Below are 20,960 nucleotides of genomic sequence, written 5' to 3' on the forward strand. Positions count from 1 at the left end.
ACTCCAGATGTCCCACCTCTTTCTTCTTACTTCTCACGTCTTACTTCTTACTTCACCTCTCACTTCTCACTGCTCACTTCTTACTTCTTACTTCTTACTTCTCTTCCACCCTAGCCCGGATTGAAGCAACTGTCTGAGCTCATTTTAATGTTTTTAGTCGCGGTGGCTCCGCCGCCGCGACTAAAAACATTAAAATAGCGAGTGCGGAAAGCCGGAATAAGCTCCTGATTCAAATTGAATGTAGAGGATTGGAGGGTGAAGGGTGAAAGTATATAGGTAATTGGTGAGATTGATGAGTAGATTAGGAAAATCTTTTGACAATAAGCTTATATATATAGTAGCCGATGAGACAGCCAATGGTATCTGCAACGATGTCCAGTGTTTCCATAGATCTGCCTAATCCCATTTCTTCCTGGAGAATTTCTGTGAGAAAAGCGTAAATAAGAATAATCTGGATGAAGTAGTAAAATCTGATCTTTGGGAATGCAGCGATGAAACAGAATCCGAGTGCAGCAAAAATATTTAGATGCAAAAGTTTGTCGATGCCTTGAAACATAAACCAATATTCGTGGTTTTCTTCGCCGGGTTTCAGGAGCATATAAGTAAGAAATGCCCAATAAATGGGCAGTATCTTACTAAATATTTTTGAAATTTTATCCAATGATAGCCTGATAATCTTCAGCGGAAAGTAATTCTGAGTGATCTGCACCTTCAGCTACTTCTAATTTGATGATCCATCCGTTTCCGTAAGGGTCTGAGTTCAATAGTTCAGGCTGGTCTTCAAGTTCTGAATTGAACTCAATCACTTTTCCTGAAATCGGCAAGAATAAGTCTGAAACTGTTTTTACAGCTTCCACACTTCCGAAAACGTCTCCTCCGTTAAGATCATCATCTACCGTATATACATCTACATAAACGATATCCCCAAGCTCTCCCTGTGCGAAGTCTGTAATACCGATTGTAGCAACATTACCTTCGATCTTAATCCATTCGTGATCTTTAGTGTACTTTAATTCTGATGGTGTGTTCATTTTTAATTTTTTATTTTGTACAAATGTATTCAAAATTCCAGAAGCTTCAAATATTGGAGATAAAAAATGTCCTCCAAATTGAAGGACATTTAAATTTATTTTCTTTCTAATTAGAAACCTCCTGAATCTCCGAAGGTAAATGTTGCAGAAATTCCGGCTCTTATGGTTGACAGCGGGAATGCTGTTGATATTTTATATTTTGAGGTCATCTGTTCGTAGAATACTCTCAGATTCAGGTTTTCTGAAACATTGTAGTCTGCAGAGACTTTTATATTCATTAACCTTTGGCCTCCGGTAACCTGGGAGTCATCCAACAGGATATTGGTGATGCTGGTTCTGCTGTCTCTCAGGGAGAAATCTCCTCTGATGTTCAGGTCGCTTCCTTTTGCTTTTCCTCTTCCTCCCGTGTTGGCCATTCCCAGTCTGAAATTTCTGATAATATATCCAACTCTCACTACATATTCACTGTTTGAATCTTCGGTTAAAGTATGATTGACTAATCCTAATAACAGAGTTCTTAAACGGTTGTACTGGAGACCAAACTGTATATTATTTCTCATCGTCATATCAACCCCGATCAATGGGGAAAAGTTTTCTACGTAGCCTACCTGAGCAAATGTGAACGGATTGATATAATCATCGTTGATATCTCTCTGGGTTGCATTAAGATTATTGAGCGTATTAAAATAATCTATGCTGGACTGTACTCCCGTCGCGGTATACGTTGCCTGGTAAGCATGCAGAACATCAAACTTGGAGAACTGCCCGTTGATAATCGGGATATTTCTGAGTCCGGAATAGGTAATCTTCCAGTTCGGAATTGGAAGCCCTGCTTTTTTGGGGTTGGTCATCATTTTCGGGCTTTTACCTTCCACTGCTGCCCTGAATGCAGGAATAAGAATATAGGCATTTGATATTCCGTATCCGTCTTTGAATCCGTTCGGTTCCAGTGCTCCCGGCATTTGCTGAGATAATGTTCTTGCGTTTTCTCTGATCGCCTGATAAATTGCGGTACCATCTTTGAAAGCTGTTTTTAATAAAATTACAGAATTGGAATACGTAACCATATCGTTGGCAAAAGTATAATCCGGATTGGCGATTCCTGTATTTGGATCTCTATAGTTGAATCCGGTATGCGTAAAGTTTCTGTTGTAATTGTGCAACGCACTGATATCAATTCTGAGATCGTTCATCGGCATTACCTGTAAATTGGCCCGAAGTTCTCTTGTGGACATCCGCACGTAAGGATCTGTCATGAATTCGGAATCACTTACCCAGCCATTTTCCATAACGGTTCTTCGGATATCTGCCTGTGAGCCGAAAAGGAATCCGATGGTAGGGCCACCTAAAGTTTGTCCGTAACCATACCAGTTAGGAGCCGACAATAATCCCGGTAAAACAGTGCCATTATTTTCGGAGTAATTAACATCCAGCTGTTTGATTGATGTTAATAAATACGCCATACTCTGCAGGGGAGTCAGTCTGTTTTTAAACTTGTATTTTTTATAAGCATACCTGTTTTTATCCCACGCCTGAGTGTAAGCATTATTTAAGGAATCAATTTCCTGCTTACGTTTCTGAAGTTTCGAAGAAATTTTTTTAAAATAGCCAAACTGTCCGAAAAATTTTGTAAAGTCTGCGGAAGCAGTGGCCTGGATAATATTGGTATTCTGTCCGATTGACCCAAGACTTCCATCCGGACTCGACAGAAGAACGGTAGACCTTGCATTCCAGTTATAAGTGAATCCGTATTGCATTTCCGCATCAATAAAGTCGAGATAAGGAAGATACTGAAACGGAAGCTTGTAAGTTAGCTGAACTCTGTGGTTATATAATACCGGTCTCCCGGCTCTGAATACATTTCCGAAGATGGAATTGTTGTCCATAGTATTTACATCCACATTATCATTTAATGTTCTGGTAGCAGAATTAATTTCAAGTTTTAAAGATTTAGTAAAATTAAATCCTAACCCATACTGCCAGCCAAAATAGAAATTCCTGTTTTTGATAGCTCCGAAATCATCGGCATAATTTCCGCTTAAAATAGCATCAATATTACGGAACTCCAATTCGTTATAATTTCTGTCTACTTCCGTTCTGAAAGAGAATCTCGTAGGTATCGGGTTAAGGTTAAATTCTTTAACCCATCTCAGGTATTTTGTGGATTTCGCTGTATCACTGATCATTTTATTGAAAGGACGGATGACCCAAGGCTTGAAAGTATAATTGTAATCAATATATCCTCTCAGATATTGTCTATAATTTCTCTTGGTATAAATATCCCTGTAAAAATCATCATTATAAACGGCAGTTACCGAAAGGTTTTCCACATCATAGAATTTTGGCTTTCTATTCTGATTCATTCTTTCCTTATGCATGTTTACAACACCAATGCTTCTTTGCTGGGTATATGTTCTTGCTACTTTCTTAAGCTCTTCCCGGTTGGCTGCTTTTTTAAATTCTACATCGGTATCCAGAGGATTATATTTAGGATCCTCAATGGTCTGAGAATAGGAATAATTTAAAGGGATTTTCACTCCTGTCTTTTCTGGCAGGAATTTATCAACGTTTACAGCCGTATTAATACTGAAAGCAGATTGTGTAGACTGTGTTCTCTCGGCGGGTTTAGAATCTATATTTCCAAATCCTACCGAGGTGTAAGAAGCGCTGGTGTTTACCGTAGCAAAATCACCAAGATTAAAATTAAGGCTTGCATTTCCAGCATAACCGCCATCGTTTTCGATCTCTGAAAGGCGGATTTCATTAACCCAAAGAACTCTTTCAAGGTTAAAACCGGGATCTGCCCTGTCCACACCGTTTCGTACACCGATCATGATGGTGGTAATATTTCCTAAGCTCGGACGTCCTTTAATGTAAATTCTTTTATTGTTAATTCCTTCATCAAAGACATTATCTTTTATCCTTTCAGAGATATTGTTCGGGCTGTTTTTATCTCTTCTTAGTTTAGCGTCCACAAAATCCTGAATATCCAGATCGACATCATTTTCCATTGGCCATATTTCCATTGGCGTTGTAGATGAATTGGAAGTTATTTTCAATGATGCTTCATACTCATAGTAATTATCCGTGGCATCACTTCCGAAACGGATAAAGAATTTGGTTTTAGGGTCAATCTGCCCGATATTGGCATCTCTGTTAAGAGGGTCATGTGTATGAACAAAAAGTTTTAATTTCTTATATCTTCTCATATCCAGCGAGGTATTTTTAAATACTCCTCTCGCCTGTGCATTAGGAAGATTTTTAATATTCATGTATAATGAAGCTTCGTTTTGTCTCTGTGCTCCGGCATTTCCGCTAAGGATTTGTCTGTCGATTCCCGGAGGAAGTACGTAAGGCGGCTGATTTAAAGCATTTTCCTCAATGTTCACGCTTCCTACATCAAGATTGCTGGTGTCTGTGATCTGGCTTCCTTCATCGGTTGCAGGATCAGGAATTGCAGAACCATACTGTGCGATATTTTTAGGATATTTTCTCCAGTCTGATCTTACAAGATCCATCGTTCCGAATCTTAAGGTTGAAGTCTGATCAAAGCCGGTTAATAATAACCTCGCAAATCTTACATTATTCAGGATTGAAGGATCTGCATCTCCGGCAGTTGCTACATATTGTGAAACCGGGATTCTGAACAAATACCACTTTACCTGAGAAGTCTGTCCGTTTTGGAACTGTGCCTGAACTGTTTTAACATCAACAATATTGTTTTGTCCTAAAGCTAAACTTCCCTGATCAAGTCTTACTTCATACTGATTATAGCTTTCACTCTGATCAAGGTTGTAATCTTTATTAATATCTTCAGAGTCCGGAGTCTGTGTGGCAACTTCCAGCGAGTTGCTCTGGGAATTCCCTTCAGGGCCTCTGAAGTATTTGTAGCGCTGTACCAGCGATGAGGCCTGATTTCCGGTGAAGCTGTTTGACATGTAGAATACGAAATCATCTACGGCAGGGTCTGAAATATTAGTAACCGGGTTAACAAATGTATTCCCGAACAAAGCTGCTTCCTGATCTGAGCTTAAACCATCATATCCTAAGTCCTGAGCCGTTCTGTCTGCACCTTCACTAGAGAACGCATATAAAATCGGCGGCTGTTTAGGCTGGGTTCCCCAGTTTGAGCTTGTAGTAGTGGATGGCGCGGCAGGAGTCGGTAATCCATTCTCATACTGCATTTGTCCGTCTTTCAGGATATCTTCGGAAACGTTACCCAACTGTAATAAAAGTTTCGGATTTGTTCCTAAAGTATTTCCGTCCGCATAAGGATCCATCATCCAGAATTCCACATACTCGATATTTGAGCTTACAAAGTTGGATACCGAAATTGGTCTCATAATACCTGCCCATCGCTGTGCCGTATTTTCTGTGGCAGGATTGGAATTGTAAGGTCCTTTTTCAGCAGGATAATACGAAATATCAAACGTATTGGTATAGGTTTGCTCGCCGGCAACAAAATCCCTGTTGTTAAAAATTTCTGAAAACTGAACCCTTCTGGAAGCATGATTGGAAACCGATTGCGGGGTAATACCATTCGGAGCCCTTCCTCCCACTCCCCAGAATCGAGGATCAATATTATACCAGGACAGCAAACCTCTTCCGTATCCTTCTGTAATATCATTATTTTTACCGGCTCCCGCAAAAAGAGGGTCAGACTGGTTCTTTTCCGGTTTTGAAGCAAGGCTCCACGCCGTTGGTTCCTTTAAGGTAATTTTGGAAGTCGTTTGTTCAAAATCATCAATATAAGACTGGTCATTAATTCCTTTATTTAAACCAGGAAGCAAATATGCAGTCTCCATTTTAAAGTTCAGATTAGAAGGCGCTTCTGTATTTACAAACGGAATTTTATCTGTTAATCTTGTCAGGAATGGAAGCTGGCTGTTGTACATCAGGTTTATTCCCGCCATTGTATTGTTTACCGCTTCCTGTCCGTAATTTACTTTTTGGGTAAGGGGCGATTCGGAATAATTAACGACGGTTCCTCCTAAGATAAAGTTTTCATTGAATCTTCTTTCTAAATTTAATCCTAAGAAACGTTTTCTCTGAGTATTAAAGGTAAGCTGATTTTCTAATGAGATATTGATTGCCTGTCCGGATTGTTTCACCTGTTCGTTGATGATCGTTACCGTACCGAGCATGTAATCTACGGTATAATCGATACCTTCAGTAAGTTGAACTCCGTTTGCGGAAACTTTTACAGAACCCTGCGGAACATTAACGGCGCCAAGAGAAATTCCCTGCCCCTGTGTTCCTTTATAACGACCTTCAATAGTGTACCTCAATGCGAGGTTGCTTGCAGTTGCCACCTGTTTCTGCTGATCATACAGGTCTGCAAATACATATTGAGGATCATTACTTCCGATTACATTTTGAATATAACTCCCGAATGGCTGTACTTTAGTAAAGATCACCCTTCCCGTTTCCGGTCTGATGGTAATTCCGTTAACAAAATCGAAAATACCGTCCCCGGTTGTATTTCCGTTGGTCTGTAAGTCGCCGTTGGCATTCAGTCGGTCCCAGTTCAGCAATTTGATTAAAGGAACATTGTTTACCTGCGGGTTATTGGCTACCGGAAGATAGTTTAATTTACCTCCTGACTGCGGATCTCTATATAAAACATTCAGGATAAATCCGTCCTGATTTACCTGTCCTGCATCCAGGGAATAAATGTTTTTCATCATCAGGTCCCACATAGGCGAAGAAGTTTTCACCGTGGTATTAGGCTTTAACAATTTCGCCATCAACACTGTACTTTCTTCAGAGAATTCCCCGACTTTGTACACCTGGTTGCTTCCATTTACCGTATAGGAAAATGATACCGCCAAAAGCTGGTTATCATTTAACTTTTGATTTAATGAAATGTATCCTAACTGCGGCTGAAGTATATATTCATTGGTATTTAATCTCCTTGCTTTTTTATTAAATATAAAATGTTCTCCGTCCACGTAAGGTTCCGTACCACCGGTAGCAACCGGAAGATTGGCTCCTTTTATTGCATTATAAGCGGTACTTGCATCCCTTAGTCCCGGCAAAGCATTTACGGTGGAATACAAATTAAAGCCCGGCTGATCATTATTCGGAAGAACACCGGGAGCATCGCCAAGATCCCTGACTCCCACAATACTTTTCTGGTACTGCAGATTGCTGTTCCCCTGATCAAGCACCCAGACTTCCATTCTGGTGATGCTTATCTTAGAGTTGATCTGTGGATAGTTTAATAAAGCATTATCATAATTATCCAGGAAATAATGCCCGATAAAGTAGTGCTGGTTATCCTCATAATCAATAGCGTTGAGTTTAAAGGTGTTCATAACACCACCACCCTGAACGGTAATATTTCTTGCTTCTCCCTGCTGTTGGGAAAGCACTACCGTACCATACGTTTTTCCCAGCTGAAACTCTGTCTTTACCCCGAATAATGATTGCGAACCGCGTATCAAGCTGGTTGACAGCGGCATATTTACGTTACCGAATTCTACTCTTTTAATGATTTTATCCTCACCTCCCGAACTGGGTTTATCCACATCCTGAAGTCCTTTCTGCTGAAGATCTTTCCAGCTTCCTTTCGCCTGCCATACCAGGTTCATCCTGTTTTCAAATGCGAAGCCGCTTTGGGTGTCATAATTGGCTTTCAGCTGAAGGTTTTCTCCTACTTTTCCTAATAAACCCAACTGAATTCTTTGATCGATATCGAAGGTAAAGCTGGTTCTGTTTTGGGGTAAAATCAAAGGATTATCAATCTTCTGATAAAGCCCTGCAAAATCGAAAGAAACATATCCTGAAGGAATGATCTCTATCTTATTGCTTCCGAAAAGGGTTTCAAAAAGACGGTTATTAATCGTTAAAGAAGGAATTAATCCTTTTCTGGCAGCATCACTTTTATCTTTTCGGAACATCAGGCTGTAGCGGTCTGATTTTTCCTTATAATAAGCCCTTGTCTGCTCCGCCATCATAAATTCTTTATAATCTTCGGGAGACATTGCCGTAGGAGGACCTGTAATGGTATTTCCGATTTTCGGATATACGTAATACATTCCGGTTTTTATATCGTAATAAGCTTCATACTGCGTAGGATCTGCAAGCTGATAGTCTTTTTTTATTATAGCTGTATCCCCCACCGCCGGTCTTTGCTGTGCAAATGTCATTACTGACATACATATGAACGACAGGAAAAGGAATATTTTGAGATACTTACTATTTGCCACCAAATGTTAAATGTTTTTTAAAATTTGTTTTACCAGTTCTTCGGTTGAAATCTCCGGATTTTGCTTGATAATTTTGTCTGCAAGTTTTTCGCTCATCCTTTTAGGAATGCCCAAAACTTCTAATGCAGATAACGATTCTTCCTTCACTTTATTATTTGCGAGGGTAGAAATATTTTGCTCCGGATCACTGAATTTCTGGACTTTATCTTTAAGATCTACAATAATTCTTTCTGCGGTTTTAGCACCGATCCCCTTCGCTTTCTGGATCAGGGCACTGTTTCTTGACAGAATAGCTGAAGCAATCTCATCTAGGCTTAAAGTAGACAGTAAAATAAGGGCAGATACAGCGCCCACTCCGTTAACGCTTATTAACAGATTAAACATCTCTTTTTCTGATCTGGTTTTGAAACCGAACAGCAAATGAGCATCTTCCCTGATAATCTGCTGTATATAAAGAAAGGTCTCCTTATTTGTAGTAAGGGTTTGTGAGGTCATTAAACTTATCCCTACATAGTAACCAACGCCCTGGACATTGATCACTGCGTAGGTAGGCGTAAGTTCCTGAACCATGCCTTGTAGTGAAAATATCATTATTAATTTTTAAAACTCCCAAATATAGCAAATTAAAGTAATTAATGTTTTCATTTCAGACACGAATGCTTTTTAACTTAATTTTTAATTTGAATTTTAAAGATCAGGTCCAAAAATGAAATACTTGAAAATTAACTTTGATAGTATTCTTTATTTAAAAGGATAAGTTTCCAAATTGCTACTGCTAACTTCAGAAAATCATACAGATAAATTGAAAGATTTATGCAGATAAACCTGGAGATTTATATGGATAATTTTTTTACCCTTCAAAATAAAAAAATAAAGACTCCAGAAATGAAGTCTTTATCATAATTTTAAAGATCGGTAATTGTATTTTGTCCGATTATTTTTTATCTTTTTTTTCTCTCCTTTGCGCATCCAAAACAGCAATCGTGGCAAGATTCACGATTTCATCTACGCTGGAACGCATCTGAAGCACGTGTACCGGCTGTTTTAACCCCATCAAAATTGGTCCTATCACTTGTGCAACCTTCATACCCCTGATAATTTTATAGGATAGATTGGCACTTTCAAGATTTGGGAAAATGAATGTATTGGCAGGTGTTGTTCCTAATTTTGAGAACGGATAATCACTTAAATGATCCGAATTCATGGCAAAATCCGGCTGAATTTCACCGTCTACAACCATTTTAGGATATTTTTCGTGAAGAATGCTTACCGCTTTTGCGACTTTTTTTGAAGTTTCGGAAATCGCGGCGAAGTTTTCAAATCCCAGCATGGCAATTCTTGGTTCTATCGCGAAAGATTTTACGGTAAACTCTGCCATTTTGGCAATATTTACCAGATCTTCAGCGGTAGGATTCTGATTGATAGAAGTATCTGCAAAGAAAATCGGTTTTTTTTCCGAGAGGATCATCATCATGGCCGCTACTTTATCTACTCCTTTATCTTTTTCAATAACTTCCAGAACCGGTCTCAGGGTAGACGCGTAGTTTTTAGAGAACCCAACGATCAGCCCGTCCGTATCTCCGTGTTTCAGCATCAAAGGCCCGAAATAATCTCTCTGACGAACGAATCTTTTGGCTTTATACTCATTCATTCCTTTTCTCTGACGAAGTTTCCACAGCGTTTCCCTATATCTTTTTCTGTTTTCCTTCTGGTCGTCGTCACTTGGATCAATAATCGGAACATCAAGGTCAATCCCGAAGCGTTCCATCTGTTCTTTAATGTATTTTTTACTTCCCAAAAGAATCGGGTAAGCAATTCCTTCTTCATAAAGAATCTGCGCAGCTTTCAGTACATTATACTCTTCGGCATTTCCTAAAGTAATTCTCTTAGGATTTGCTTTCGCTCTGTTCTGCATCATTCTCACCAGCTTTTCATCCCTTCCCATTCTGTCGAGAAGACTGTTTTCATATTCATCGAAATCCGTGATGGTTTTTCGGGCTACCCCACTTTCCACAGCAGCTTTTGCTACTGCGCTTGATACTTTGGTTATCAAACGGTTATCGAATGGTTTCGGGATAAAATATTCTCTTCCGAAATGAAGATTCTGAAGGTTGTAGGCAAGAATTACCGCTTCAGGAACAGGTTCTTTGGCAAGATCTGCGATGGCATGAACGGCAGCCAGCTTCATGGCCTCATTAATTGTTTTTGCCTGCACATCCAGTGCTCCGCGGAAAATATATGGGAATCCCAGCACATTGTTTACCTGGTTAGGATAATCACTTCTTCCGGTTGCCATAATCACATCTTTGCGGGTTTCAATGGCAAGATCATAGGCAATTTCAGGATCCGGATTGGCCAACGCAAAAACGATCGGGTTGTCATTCATGCTTAATAACATTTCCGGTGTCATTACATTTCCTTTAGACAATCCTACGAAAACATCCGAGCCTTTCACTGCATCTTCCAGGGTATCGATATCCGTTTGAGCAACAAAATCCAATTTTTCAGGAGTAAGGTTTTCCCGCTTATGGTTGATCACGCCTTTACTGTCGCACATCAGGACATTTTCTCTCTTTAACCCTAAAGAAATGTAAAGATTGGTACATGCAATAGCAGCCGCTCCGGCTCCATTTACTACCATCTTTACTTCTTCAATTTTTTTATTGGCAATTTTTAAAGAGTTTATTAAAGCTGCTGCAGAGATAATGGCAGTTCCGTGCTGATCATCGTGCATTAGTGGAATATCCAGGTCTTCCTTTAACCGTTGTTCGATATAAAATGCTTCCGGAGCTTTAATATCTTCAAGGTTAATTCCTCCGAAAGTAGGCGCAATACCCTTTACGATCTCGATAAACTTGTCGGGATCTTTTTCGTTGATCTCTATATCAAAGACGTTGATGTCTGCAAAAATTTTGAACAAAAGACCTTTTCCTTCCATTACCGGCTTAGAAGCTTCTGCACCGATATCTCCCAATCCCAGCACTGCCGTACCATTGGAGATAACAGCAACGAGATTTCCTTTTCCCGTATAGTCGTAAACGGTTTCCGGCTTATCGTGGATTTCCATGCAGGGAACTGCAACCCCCGGCGAATAGGCCAGTGACAGATCTCTCTGCGAGGAGTGCGGTTTTGAAGGAATCACTTCGATTTTTCCTTTAGGTTCGGCTTTATGATAATCTAACGCGGCCTGATTAAAGTTCTTTTCGTCGCGGTGGGTTTTACTTGACATATAATGAATTTTGTTTTTAGTTATAATATATATTGAATGTGATAATCGACTAAACTCTCAATAGGTTTCTGTACGATCTGTCCCACATGTAAATTAAGTTCTGCCGCAGCTGCGCGCAAAACATCTTCATAGTAATAAGCTATTGAACCGATGAAATTGATTTCGGCATCTTTTGATTCTTTGTATGGAAGCACCTGATAATCGAAGAAATTGAGCATTTCATCGTGTACCATTTTCCGTAAGTAGGGATGTCCCTTTCTTTCCACCACAAATTTGTTGAAATCTGCAAGAAAAGCATTGGGACGTGTGCTGTGATACATGTTCTTCAGCACTTCATCCACCGTCAGCTTATACGTTTGTTCAAATTCGCAGGAAAGATCTTCGGGAAGTTTCTGCATAAAGAATCTTCTGACAAGCTGTTTTCCGATAGCGCTTCCGCTTCCTTCGTCGCCAACCAGAAATCCTAAGGAAGGCAACTGGATTTTTATATTTTGTCCGTCAAAATAGCAAGAATTCGATCCTGTACCAAGAATACAAACAATGGCAGGTTTTCCTCTGTAGGCTGCATAGGCTGCTGCCGTGAGATCTTCTTTCACAATGATTTCTGCATTGGTAAAGACCTTTCCCACTTCTTCTATGATGATATCACAATTTTGCTGAACACCGCATCCTGAGCCATAGAAATAGATTTTGGTGATGGAATTTTTAACGGAATTTAAGCTTATATTTTTTTCAATTTCGGGAACGATAAGTTCTTTGCTGATAAAATTCGGGTTGAAGCCAATGGTTTCTGCTTTCAGAAAGACGTTTTTAAATTCGTCCAGAATGATCCAGTCTGATTTTGTAGAACCACTATCAACAATAGCAACCATATTTTTCCATTTTAGTTTAAGGATGCTAAATTATGAATTTATCTTGTAAGATGGCGGATTATGAACATGACATATGTGTTATTTGTTTTCAGCAAATGTTTTAAAAGCTGATGCGTGGTAATGATTTTATATAGAAAAACCGCAGGAAGTCTCTGCGGTTTTATTTAACTTTAAATAACTGGAGTTTCAATTGATCTAAAATAAAAAGAAAGCCGGACAAGTTCTGTTCGGCTCCCTCAAGTTCTTCTGTGTTGCATCATTGTTAATTTATTTCCGCTTTTTTATCATTAAACTGAACCAGCCAGTCTTCGATTTCATCTTCAAGGTAGGATGTCTGGAGGATCATGGCATTGATAAAATCATCGGGAACCGGTTCATCATTGGAATTTTCAAGGTTCCAGAGTTCTTCGGACATATTTTCGTACTCGGAATACACCCGTTTAAAGCGTGAGTTTTCTCGTTCTAGCGCTTCAATATTTTTTTGCTGAAGCTGGAATTTCCTGTATTTGTTTTGACTTTTCATACAAATATTATTAAAAGTGATCGTAAAAATTATTTTTGAAAGTATGATTGAATCATATTACAAGATAGAAAATACCATCAACACAAATAGTTGAAAATGAATTTATTATCAGGTGAAGCCTTTATCATTCCGGAAAACTAAAATTAGAAATTATTTTGTATCTAAAAAAATTTTTAACATCTTTTTTCAGTGTTTAACATATAGTTATAAATTTGCACATTATATCATCGGATGAGAGATTTACTATTACGGCAGAAACAGGTTTTATTCTTCATAATCGCAGGAGGGCTGAGTGCCATTGTTGAAATCGGGAGTTTTAAACTTTTCAGTACGGCAATACCTCATTTCTTTCCCCGCGAAACCAATTTCCACGGGATACATTATCCTTTAAGTAATATTTTTTCCACAAGCTGCGGAATCATTACCAATTATTTTCTGAGCATCTGGTTTGTTTTTGAAAGAGGAAAACATTCCAAGAGAAAAGAGTTTGCTTATTTTATGGCAGTATCTTTCATCTCGACTTTTCTGAGTCTTGGTTTTTTCCAGATTTTTTACAGCTATATTTTTAAGGATACATTTGATCTTATTATTTATTCTTTAAGTCCTGAGATTATCAGCAAGATTGCTGCAATTCTTCTGGTTTCCGTTCTTAATTATTCCATCAAGAAAAAAATAATTTTTAACGGATAAGATGGCTGGAAAAATTTTAAATTACCTCTGGCGAGCCTGGCTCCTGATATTAGCCTTTATTTTCACCCTGATTTTTGGGCTTCCGGTGTATCTGTTATCATTCAACAAAAAACATTACAAATATGCATATCGGTTTGTAAGATACTGGAGCTATTGTATTTTTTATGGAATGGGCCTTCGTTACGAGCTGACCAAACTTTCCGGAGAGACGCTGGACAAAAACCAGCAGTATGTATTTATCTCCAATCATACTTCCATTATGGATATTATGCTGATGTGCATTTTATGTGCCGATCATCCCATCTGTTTTGTAGGTAAAAAAGAATTGGTAAAAATCCCGATTTTTGGAACAATCTATAAAAGAATATGCGTGATGGTAGACCGTGGAAGCGCAAGAAGCCGTGCCGACGTTTACAGAAGATGTGCCGAAAAGATGGAGGAGGGAAACAGCATTGTTATCTTCCCCGAAGGCGGTGTTCCGGATGACACTACCATCATTCTTGATGAATTTAAAGACGGCGCTTTTACCCTTTCTTCCAAACATAATTCGCCAATTGTAATCTATACATTCGTAGGATTAAAGGAAATTTTCCCGTTTGACAATTCAAAGGGTTATCCGGGTAAAGCAAAAGTATATTTTAACGGAATTTTATACCCTTCCGCACCTCCTAAAGAGCTTAAATTGTCTTCTTTTGAGACAATAAAAAAAGTATTGCTAAAACACTATAATTAAAAGAAATAATATATATTTGTTTTCAGAAATTTTCAACAAATATGTCAAATTATTCTAAACAAACCAATTGGGGACAATTCATCCCATTGGTTACTGTATTTTTCTTCTGGGGATTTGTGGCGGCAAGTAATGACATTTTGATCCCGGTTTTTCAAAAAGCTTTTAAATTATCACAAACCGAAAGTATGCTGGTGCAAATATGCTTCTATGTGGCATATACTGTAGGTTCATTGATTTACATGGCTGTTTCCAAAGGTATAAAACAGGATTTGGTCAATAAAATCGGGTATAAAAACGGTCTTATTGTAGGTCTACTTATTTCTGCAGCGGGAACTCTTTTGTTTTATCCTGCAGCCAATCTGCATTCTTTCCCACTGATGATTTCAGGGCTTTTTATTGTAGGACTAGGATTTTCACTTCAGCAGATTGTGGCAAACCCTTTAGCCATTGAAGTTGGTCCTGCAGAAACCGGTTCTCAGAGGCTTACGATGGCAGGAGGAATCAATAACCTCGGAACAACGATAGGCCCGCTTATTGTATCTTTCGCGATTTTTGGTTCGGCAGCAGCTGCAACCCAGGATGTGAGTGTTGAAAGTGTAAAAGTTCCTTATCTTATTTTAGGAGCGGCCTTTGTTCTGGTAGCTATCATGCTTAAATTTTCATCTCTTCCGGCTATCACACCAACAATTACAGAAGATACAGACGATATTGTTCCGGGAGAACACAGAAAGTCGGCTTTCCAATATCCGCAGCTTTTCATGGGGATGATTGCCATATTTGTATATGTTGGGGTGGAAGTTTCTACGGCAAGTAATCTTCCTGCCTATATGGAAAAAAGCTTAGGTTTTGAAACGAAAGATGTAGCACCTTATATTTCCTTATATTGGGCTTCATTGATGATCGGACGTTGGACCGGTGCCGTTGAAGCATTTGACGTAAGCGCAGGTGCTAAAAAAATCCTGCGGTTTCTCGCGCCTTACCTTGCATTCGGGGTTTTCTTACTTGTTAATGCCATCGCGAAACACGATCTGTCGCATTTCTATGTATACGGATTGATTATTATTGCCATGATTATCTGCGATATTATGAGTAAAGGTAATCCGGCAAGAATGCTTCTGATTTTCTCTGTAGCAGGTATTGCAGCTTTATTAATAGGAATGTTTACTAAAGGAATGGTTTCCGTATATGCTTTCACAAGCGTGGGCTTATTCTGCTCTACGCTCTGGCCGTGTATTTTTGCTTTGGCAATCAACGGTCTTGGAAAGCATACCAATGAAGGTTCCGGACTTTTGATTATGATGATTATGGGAGGTGGGATTGTAAGTCTTATCCAGGGATATGTAGCAGATCTTACCAATATCCATTTCAGTTATATTGTGGGGGTAATCTGTTTTGCGTATCTTGCTTTCTATGCGATACGAGTAAGCGGAATTTTGAAATCCCAGGGAATTGATCTTGACAAAATCACAAAAGGCAGTGGTCACTAATACATCAAAAATAATATATAAGAAAAGATTTTGGGCAGGTTTATTACTTGCCCAATTTGTTTTGTTCTTTTTATTCTCCAGATCATCTGAAATTGTTGGATTTTTTGAAAATTTCTTTGAAAACCAAAAGAAGTTTCATCAGCTTATTTTTTCATTGATTCCTTTTTCGTTTGGAGATGTTCTTTACATTTCTATGGGAATCTTTCTCATATACAACATTACCGGATGCTTCAGGAAAGCCAGAAGAAAAAGAGCTTTGCTACAAATTCTTATTTGCCTCAATACTTTCTATTTTCTTTATCAGATATTCTGGGGAATGTTGTATTTCCAGACTCCGATTATCAAAAAACTATCTTCACAACAAGAGCCAACGGTTGAAAAAGCTAAAATGTTAGCCTTACAATACCTTCAGAAATGTAAAGAAACGAGAAAGCTGGCACGCGAAGATGCAAACGGCATTTTCATCATTAAAGATCTGAATGCGGTACAAAATGAAATTCTTAAGCGCCAGACGATGCTTCCTGAAAATATTTCACAGAAAACAGTTCCTGAAATTAATTCTTTTAAGCCTAGTATTTTTAAAAGCGGAATGAGTTTTACCGGAATTCTGGGATATTATAATCCTTTTACTGCTGAAGCTCAATTCAACTCCCAACTGCCGAATACCTTGATACCCTTTACATCAGCGCATGAAAGTTCTCACCAGCTTGGTTTTGCACGAGAACAGGAAGCCAATTTTGTAGGATACCTGATCGGGATTAATTCTACTAATATAGAACTCCGCTACAGTACGGAATATTTTACACTAAAAAGTTTATTGAACTATATCTTGGATAAGGATCCTGCTTTTGTAAAAGCCATTTTAAAAAATTACTCTCCGGAAATGAAAAGAGACCGAGCGTATGAAAAAGCTTTTATCTTAAAACATCAGGGATTATTGGATGATTTTTTCGGGTTTACGAATAATCTGTTTCTGAAATCCAATCAGCAGGAAGGATCTATCACCTATTCTTATTTTATCAATCTCCTTCTTAACTACGAAAAGGTATAAAACAAAAGAATCGTATCAGGCGATACGATTCTAAAAACACAAATGATGAAAAAAAATTTATTACCTTGACTTGTTCCCTCATTCAAGGCGTTGTAAAAGTACAATTTATTTTATAAAAAAAAAAATATTTTGATATTTTTTTTCACAAATTTAGGACATTTTAAAAATTATAATTTTTGTTAACATTTCTAATATTCTTAGTTTTTCTTTCAAACTTACTATTATTACTCATTAACAGGTGATTATATCAAACAATTTTTTTTGGAATTATTTTGCTGTATTGACACATCTGCACCAACAATAATTTATCAATCAGAAGAAAGTATGAATGAAAGAAAGAAAAAAAGCATCCAGAAGGATGCTCAATTATTTATTTTTTAAATTTTCCAGTTCTTGTTTTAAAGATTCAATTTGCTCTTTTAAAAGTTTTATATAATCCTGCAAATTATCTATTATAGAGTGGGGTATGTTAAAGTTCTGATGATAATAATTTCCAGAATGATCATTGAAAGTAGAATTATCATTATGCACAATTCCCGAAATTTCAGACTCTTTAATGTCGTCAACGGAAACCTCTAAAGCTTTTGCCAGCTTTTCCCACTCATCATCATGAATTTTTGATTTTCCGTTTTCTTTACGGGAATAACTGGAAGTATCGGTGGATAATATTTTAGCCATAGTTTCCTGAGACATTTTTTTCTGTTTTCTTAAATTTCTTAATTTTTCCTGAATCATCCTAACGTGCTTTATTGCAAATGTATGAAAACTCAAAGCAAAATTTGCAAGAAAATCGCAAGAAAGTTGCAAAATATGTCTGCTTTTCGAAATTTATTTTTTTATAGTTTTGTTTCTTCAATATTGATAGCGCTAAATAAAATCAATTTATACTTGCGCAGGTATAGATTGAAACAGATCGGGAAAATCCCCATGCCGGGGGTTGTACGGCAATGTAATTTTTAATTAAAAAATCAACAAATGAAAAATTTAAAGAAACTTTCGAGAAAAGAATTGAAAGATCTAAAAGGGGGAGTATTATCATTTACCAATACTATTGAGGCCGCAGGCAACTGTTGGGTATATGAAAGAAATACGTTACAGGGCAACAAAGATGATTATAAAGGAGGCGGAAGTGGAAAATGTAGTAATCCACCAAGTGGTTATCATTGCAAAACATACACTGCAATGGGAAGTTGTTAAAATAACTATAGTTGCTACTAAACTTTTTTAGTGGCAACTATTAAATATATATATATTATGAAGTTTAAATTTCAAATCTTATTTCTATTAATTGTACAATTAAAAGCATTTATTAATGCTCAACAATTAAAATTATCATATGATGTCTACTTCATAAAAGATACGATCAGAAAAGAAAAAGAAGTACAAAATATGACATTATTAGCAGATACGCAGAGTTACATATTTTGTTCTGAAAATTTATTGGAAAAAGATTCTCTTAAAAATAATAATTTAGAGTATTCTACAGTCATTATGGATGATGAAATTAATTTTATGGTTAAGAGAAAAAATAATATATATACTAAATTCTATATAATTAATGAAAAGTTGTATGTACTAAATGAAAATGCAACAAATTTGAATTGGCAAATAAAAAAAGAGATTAAAATCATTGATGGCTTTACTTGCCAGCTAGCTACTTTATCATATAAAGGTAGAAACTGGTCAGCTTGGTTTACAACAGAATGCCCAATTTCTTTAGGTCCATACATTTTTAACGGTTTACCTGGATTAATAGTAGAATTAAAAGATTCAAGAAATAATTTTTTATTCAAATTAACCAAAATAGCCAAAACTAATGACGATATTAACCGCATTATAAATCAGTCAGTTTGGATAGAAGAAAAACCTATTACTATAAATAAAAAGCAATTAATAAAATTATATCTTACAGAATATAATGATCCGTACAGGAGAATGAAAGAGAAAAAAATTATTTATATGATTGATGAAAAAACTGGAGAGCATCAACCTCCTCCCGATTTTGATAAAATGACAAAAAATGCACAAAAGTATATAAGAGAAAACAACAACCCAATTGAACTTGAAGATGCAATAAAATATCCAACAAAATAGTAGATTGTAAAAATTTATTTCTCGCAAAATTGAAAAAATATTTGTTTTCTACAAACATCTGCTTATTTTAGTGAAAAATATTAATATGCCATTGGACAAACTTATCAATTACCTTAAACTTGATAAACAGGAGTTTATGTTTCAGTTCAATTCCCACCCCAATTATCCTTCTGCGTTAGCCTTCAGCGATACCCTGAATTTTATGGGGGTGAGAAATGATGCTTATGAACTCGATAAGGAATATTGGGATGAACTACCCGAAGAATTTATTGCAATAGTAGACAATACTTTTTCGATGGTTAAAAAATCAGGAAGCCAATATTCGGTTTATTCGGATAAAACGAATACGTTAAGCAAGGATGAACTTTACAGGAAATCTACCGATTTTGTGCTGCTCTTTGAAAAAGATCCATCAGTAAGTAAATCTGTTACCAATTACAAGCCTTTTCTATATCTCATTTTTACAATCATAGTTCTGTACTCAATCATAACACAGACATGGTACGAAGCTTTATTTAATATTCTTTCACTGGCCGGAGTTTATATTTCTCTTGAAATTTTCAATCAGAAATTCGGGAGTACATCTGCAGTGATAGGCAGTATCTGTGGTGATACAACAGGAAACCAAACCGTTAATGCCTGTAATAAAATTATTAATCAGGATAAAACCAGCATCCTGGGACTAAAATTCTCAGATTTCTCATTGATTTATTTTATAGGCATTGCAGTGTTAGGACTTTTTTTACCTGTCACTTTTTTGGTTTTGAAAGGTTTTGCTGTTGTATCACTGCTTGCTATCGGCTATTCGTTATATATCCAGGGATTTGTAGAAAAGACGTTCTGCCGGGTTTGCCTTTTGATTATTTCTGTTTTAGTGGCCCAGCTTATTATTAGCATTTTTCTTTTTGAGAATGTTTATTTTGATATTAAAACTGCAATACTGAGCATCATTTTATGGGCTGTTCTTATTTTTTCTGTCGTATATCTTAATACAATTCTCGGAGAAAAGGAAAACCTCCAGAAATCAAATGCAAAAAATTTAAGATTTAAAAGAAATTATGACTTGTTTAAAAGAGAACTTCTTGAAAATCAAAAAGTAATATTTACAGACAATGAAACATTCCTTGTGGGAAACAGAAATGCGAAAATTCATCTGTCGGTTATTTCAAATCCTTATTGCGGATTTTGTAAAGATGCACACAAAATTATGGAAGATCTGCTTAAAAAATATCCGGACATTTCTGTTCAGATGAGGTTTAATTATTCACCGGATCAGCAGAATGAAAAGGCGACAAATCTTATTTCCGATTTAATGTACACCTATAAAAATAAAGGCTCTGAAGATTTCTTAAACCTTGTTGAATATTGGTTTGAAACAAAAGATGAAAATAAAACAAGACAGAAAGCAGGGATTACCTCAGGCAATGAAGATCTTTCTCCCCTTATTATTATGTCAGCTGAAAACAGGAATGCAGGACTTAATTTTACACCGATTATTCTGATCAATGGATATCAGTTTCCTGATAAATATGACCGTGAAGATATATATTATTTTATGGATGAGCTGATGGAAGATGATGATATTTAATAAAAATAGTTTTCGAACTATAAAATTCACTAAATTAGGAAAAATTTATTTAGACATAGAATATCAAACTTATAAAAACAACAAGTTAATATTATAATACTATGAAAAATCTAAAAAAACTTTCAAAAGAAAATTTAAAATCAGTAAAAGGAGGAATTACTCCGGAATGTGTTGCTGCACAACAGGCTGCCGTAGCATGTTACTCTACCCTTGCAGCGTGCCAGGCTGATCCGAATTCATATGAGCCTACTTTCGGAACTTCATTTTGCATGCACTATTGCAACAGATACTGCTATTAAAAGTTAAACCTTTTAAAATTACAGTTGTCGCCATAAGGCGGCAACTTGCTTAAATAAAAAACTCCATTTTGAAATCTTTTCCCTTCTACCTTCAGCCAGATTCCAAAGACTGCGGACCTACGTGTCTTCGTATCGTCAGCAAATACTATGGT

At 37.0% G+C, this 20,960-nt stretch carries 16 protein-coding genes; 8 read left to right on the plus strand and 8 right to left on the minus strand.

Annotated features, from left to right (window positions below):
* Nucleotides 1–301 precede the first annotated feature (301 nt).
* The 7 genes from BUA76_RS18530 to BUA76_RS18560 all read right to left on the minus strand — a co-directional run bounded on the left by BUA76_RS18530 (nt 302) and on the right by BUA76_RS18560 (nt 12,866).
* Nucleotides 302–598 (minus strand): VanZ family protein, encoded by a 297-nt coding sequence (locus tag BUA76_RS18530; RefSeq protein ID WP_317041304.1) that lies wholly within the window; start codon nt 596–598, stop codon nt 302–304.
* A 55-nt stretch (nt 599–653) separates the two neighbouring features.
* Nucleotides 654–1,031, minus strand: coding sequence for a glycine cleavage system protein GcvH (gcvH, locus tag BUA76_RS18535; RefSeq protein ID WP_072886289.1), 378 nt, complete (start codon nt 1,029–1,031; stop codon nt 654–656).
* 110 nt (nt 1,032–1,141) lie between these two features.
* Entirely contained in the window at nt 1,142–8,191 is a 7,050-nt protein-coding gene (gene sov, locus BUA76_RS18540; protein WP_072886290.1) for a T9SS outer membrane translocon Sov/SprA, read from the minus strand.
* A gap of 57 nt (nt 8,192–8,248) precedes the next feature.
* Nucleotides 8,249–8,833, minus strand: a complete 585-nt coding sequence (ruvA, locus tag BUA76_RS18545) for a Holliday junction branch migration protein RuvA (protein ID WP_072886291.1) — start codon at nt 8,831–8,833, stop codon at nt 8,249–8,251.
* A gap of 343 nt (nt 8,834–9,176) precedes the next feature.
* Nucleotides 9,177–11,471, minus strand: coding sequence for an NADP-dependent malic enzyme (locus tag BUA76_RS18550; RefSeq protein ID WP_072886292.1), 2,295 nt, complete (start codon nt 11,469–11,471; stop codon nt 9,177–9,179).
* Nucleotides 11,472–11,491: 20 nt separating this feature from the next.
* Nucleotides 11,492–12,343 carry a BadF/BadG/BcrA/BcrD ATPase family protein gene (locus tag BUA76_RS18555; RefSeq protein ID WP_072886293.1) on the minus strand — a complete coding sequence of 284 codons (852 nt, stop codon included), beginning with the start codon at nt 12,341–12,343 and terminating at the stop codon, nt 11,492–11,494.
* A gap of 262 nt (nt 12,344–12,605) precedes the next feature.
* A complete protein-coding gene (locus BUA76_RS18560) occupies nt 12,606–12,866 on the minus strand; it encodes a hypothetical protein (protein WP_072886294.1) in 261 nt (86 codons plus the stop codon).
* A 231-nt stretch (nt 12,867–13,097) separates the two neighbouring features.
* On the opposite strand from BUA76_RS18560, the gene BUA76_RS18565 reads away from it, so the two are divergent.
* From BUA76_RS18565 to BUA76_RS18580, 4 genes are all read left to right on the plus strand, one after another.
* Entirely contained in the window at nt 13,098–13,556 is a 459-nt protein-coding gene (locus tag BUA76_RS18565) for a GtrA family protein (RefSeq protein ID WP_072886295.1), read from the plus strand.
* 1 nt (nt 13,557) lies between these two features.
* Nucleotides 13,558–14,289 (plus strand): lysophospholipid acyltransferase family protein, encoded by a 732-nt coding sequence (locus tag BUA76_RS18570; protein WP_072886296.1) that lies wholly within the window; start codon nt 13,558–13,560, stop codon nt 14,287–14,289.
* A 41-nt stretch (nt 14,290–14,330) separates the two neighbouring features.
* Nucleotides 14,331–15,776 (plus strand): MFS transporter, encoded by a 1,446-nt coding sequence (locus BUA76_RS18575; protein WP_072886297.1) that lies wholly within the window; start codon nt 14,331–14,333, stop codon nt 15,774–15,776.
* A gap of 61 nt (nt 15,777–15,837) precedes the next feature.
* Nucleotides 15,838–16,827: a DUF3810 domain-containing protein gene (locus tag BUA76_RS18580; protein ID WP_317041306.1), complete on the plus strand. Its 990-nt coding sequence runs from the start codon at nt 15,838–15,840 to the stop codon at nt 16,825–16,827.
* Nucleotides 16,828–17,193: 366 nt separating this feature from the next.
* Here BUA76_RS18580 and BUA76_RS18585 read toward each other — a convergent pair whose 3' ends face one another.
* Nucleotides 17,194–17,562, minus strand: coding sequence for a helix-turn-helix transcriptional regulator (locus BUA76_RS18585; RefSeq protein WP_072886298.1), 369 nt, complete (start codon nt 17,560–17,562; stop codon nt 17,194–17,196).
* Nucleotides 17,563–17,802: 240 nt separating this feature from the next.
* Between BUA76_RS18585 and BUA76_RS19130 the strand changes: the two genes are divergently transcribed.
* The 4 genes from BUA76_RS19130 to BUA76_RS18600 all read left to right on the plus strand — a co-directional run bounded on the left by BUA76_RS19130 (nt 17,803) and on the right by BUA76_RS18600 (nt 20,808).
* The gene (locus tag BUA76_RS19130; protein ID WP_143149950.1) at nt 17,803–18,024 is read left to right on the plus strand and encodes a bacteriocin-like protein; all 222 of its coding nucleotides are present in this window, start codon (nt 17,803–17,805) and stop codon (nt 18,022–18,024) included.
* Nucleotides 18,025–18,081: 57 nt separating this feature from the next.
* Complete coding sequence (locus BUA76_RS18590; protein WP_072886299.1) at nt 18,082–18,921, plus strand: GLPGLI family protein; 840 nt, start codon at nt 18,082–18,084, stop codon at nt 18,919–18,921.
* Nucleotides 18,922–19,006: 85 nt separating this feature from the next.
* A complete protein-coding gene (locus BUA76_RS18595; RefSeq protein WP_072886303.1) occupies nt 19,007–20,509 on the plus strand; it encodes a vitamin K epoxide reductase family protein in 1,503 nt (500 codons plus the stop codon).
* A gap of 101 nt (nt 20,510–20,610) precedes the next feature.
* Nucleotides 20,611–20,808, plus strand: a complete 198-nt coding sequence (locus BUA76_RS18600; RefSeq protein WP_072886300.1) for a bacteriocin-like protein — start codon at nt 20,611–20,613, stop codon at nt 20,806–20,808.
* Nucleotides 20,809–20,960: the final 152 nt, after the last annotated feature.

The sequence above is a fragment of the Chryseobacterium takakiae genome (assembly GCF_900129385.1).
Lineage (GTDB): Bacteria > Bacteroidota > Bacteroidia > Flavobacteriales > Weeksellaceae > Chryseobacterium > Chryseobacterium takakiae.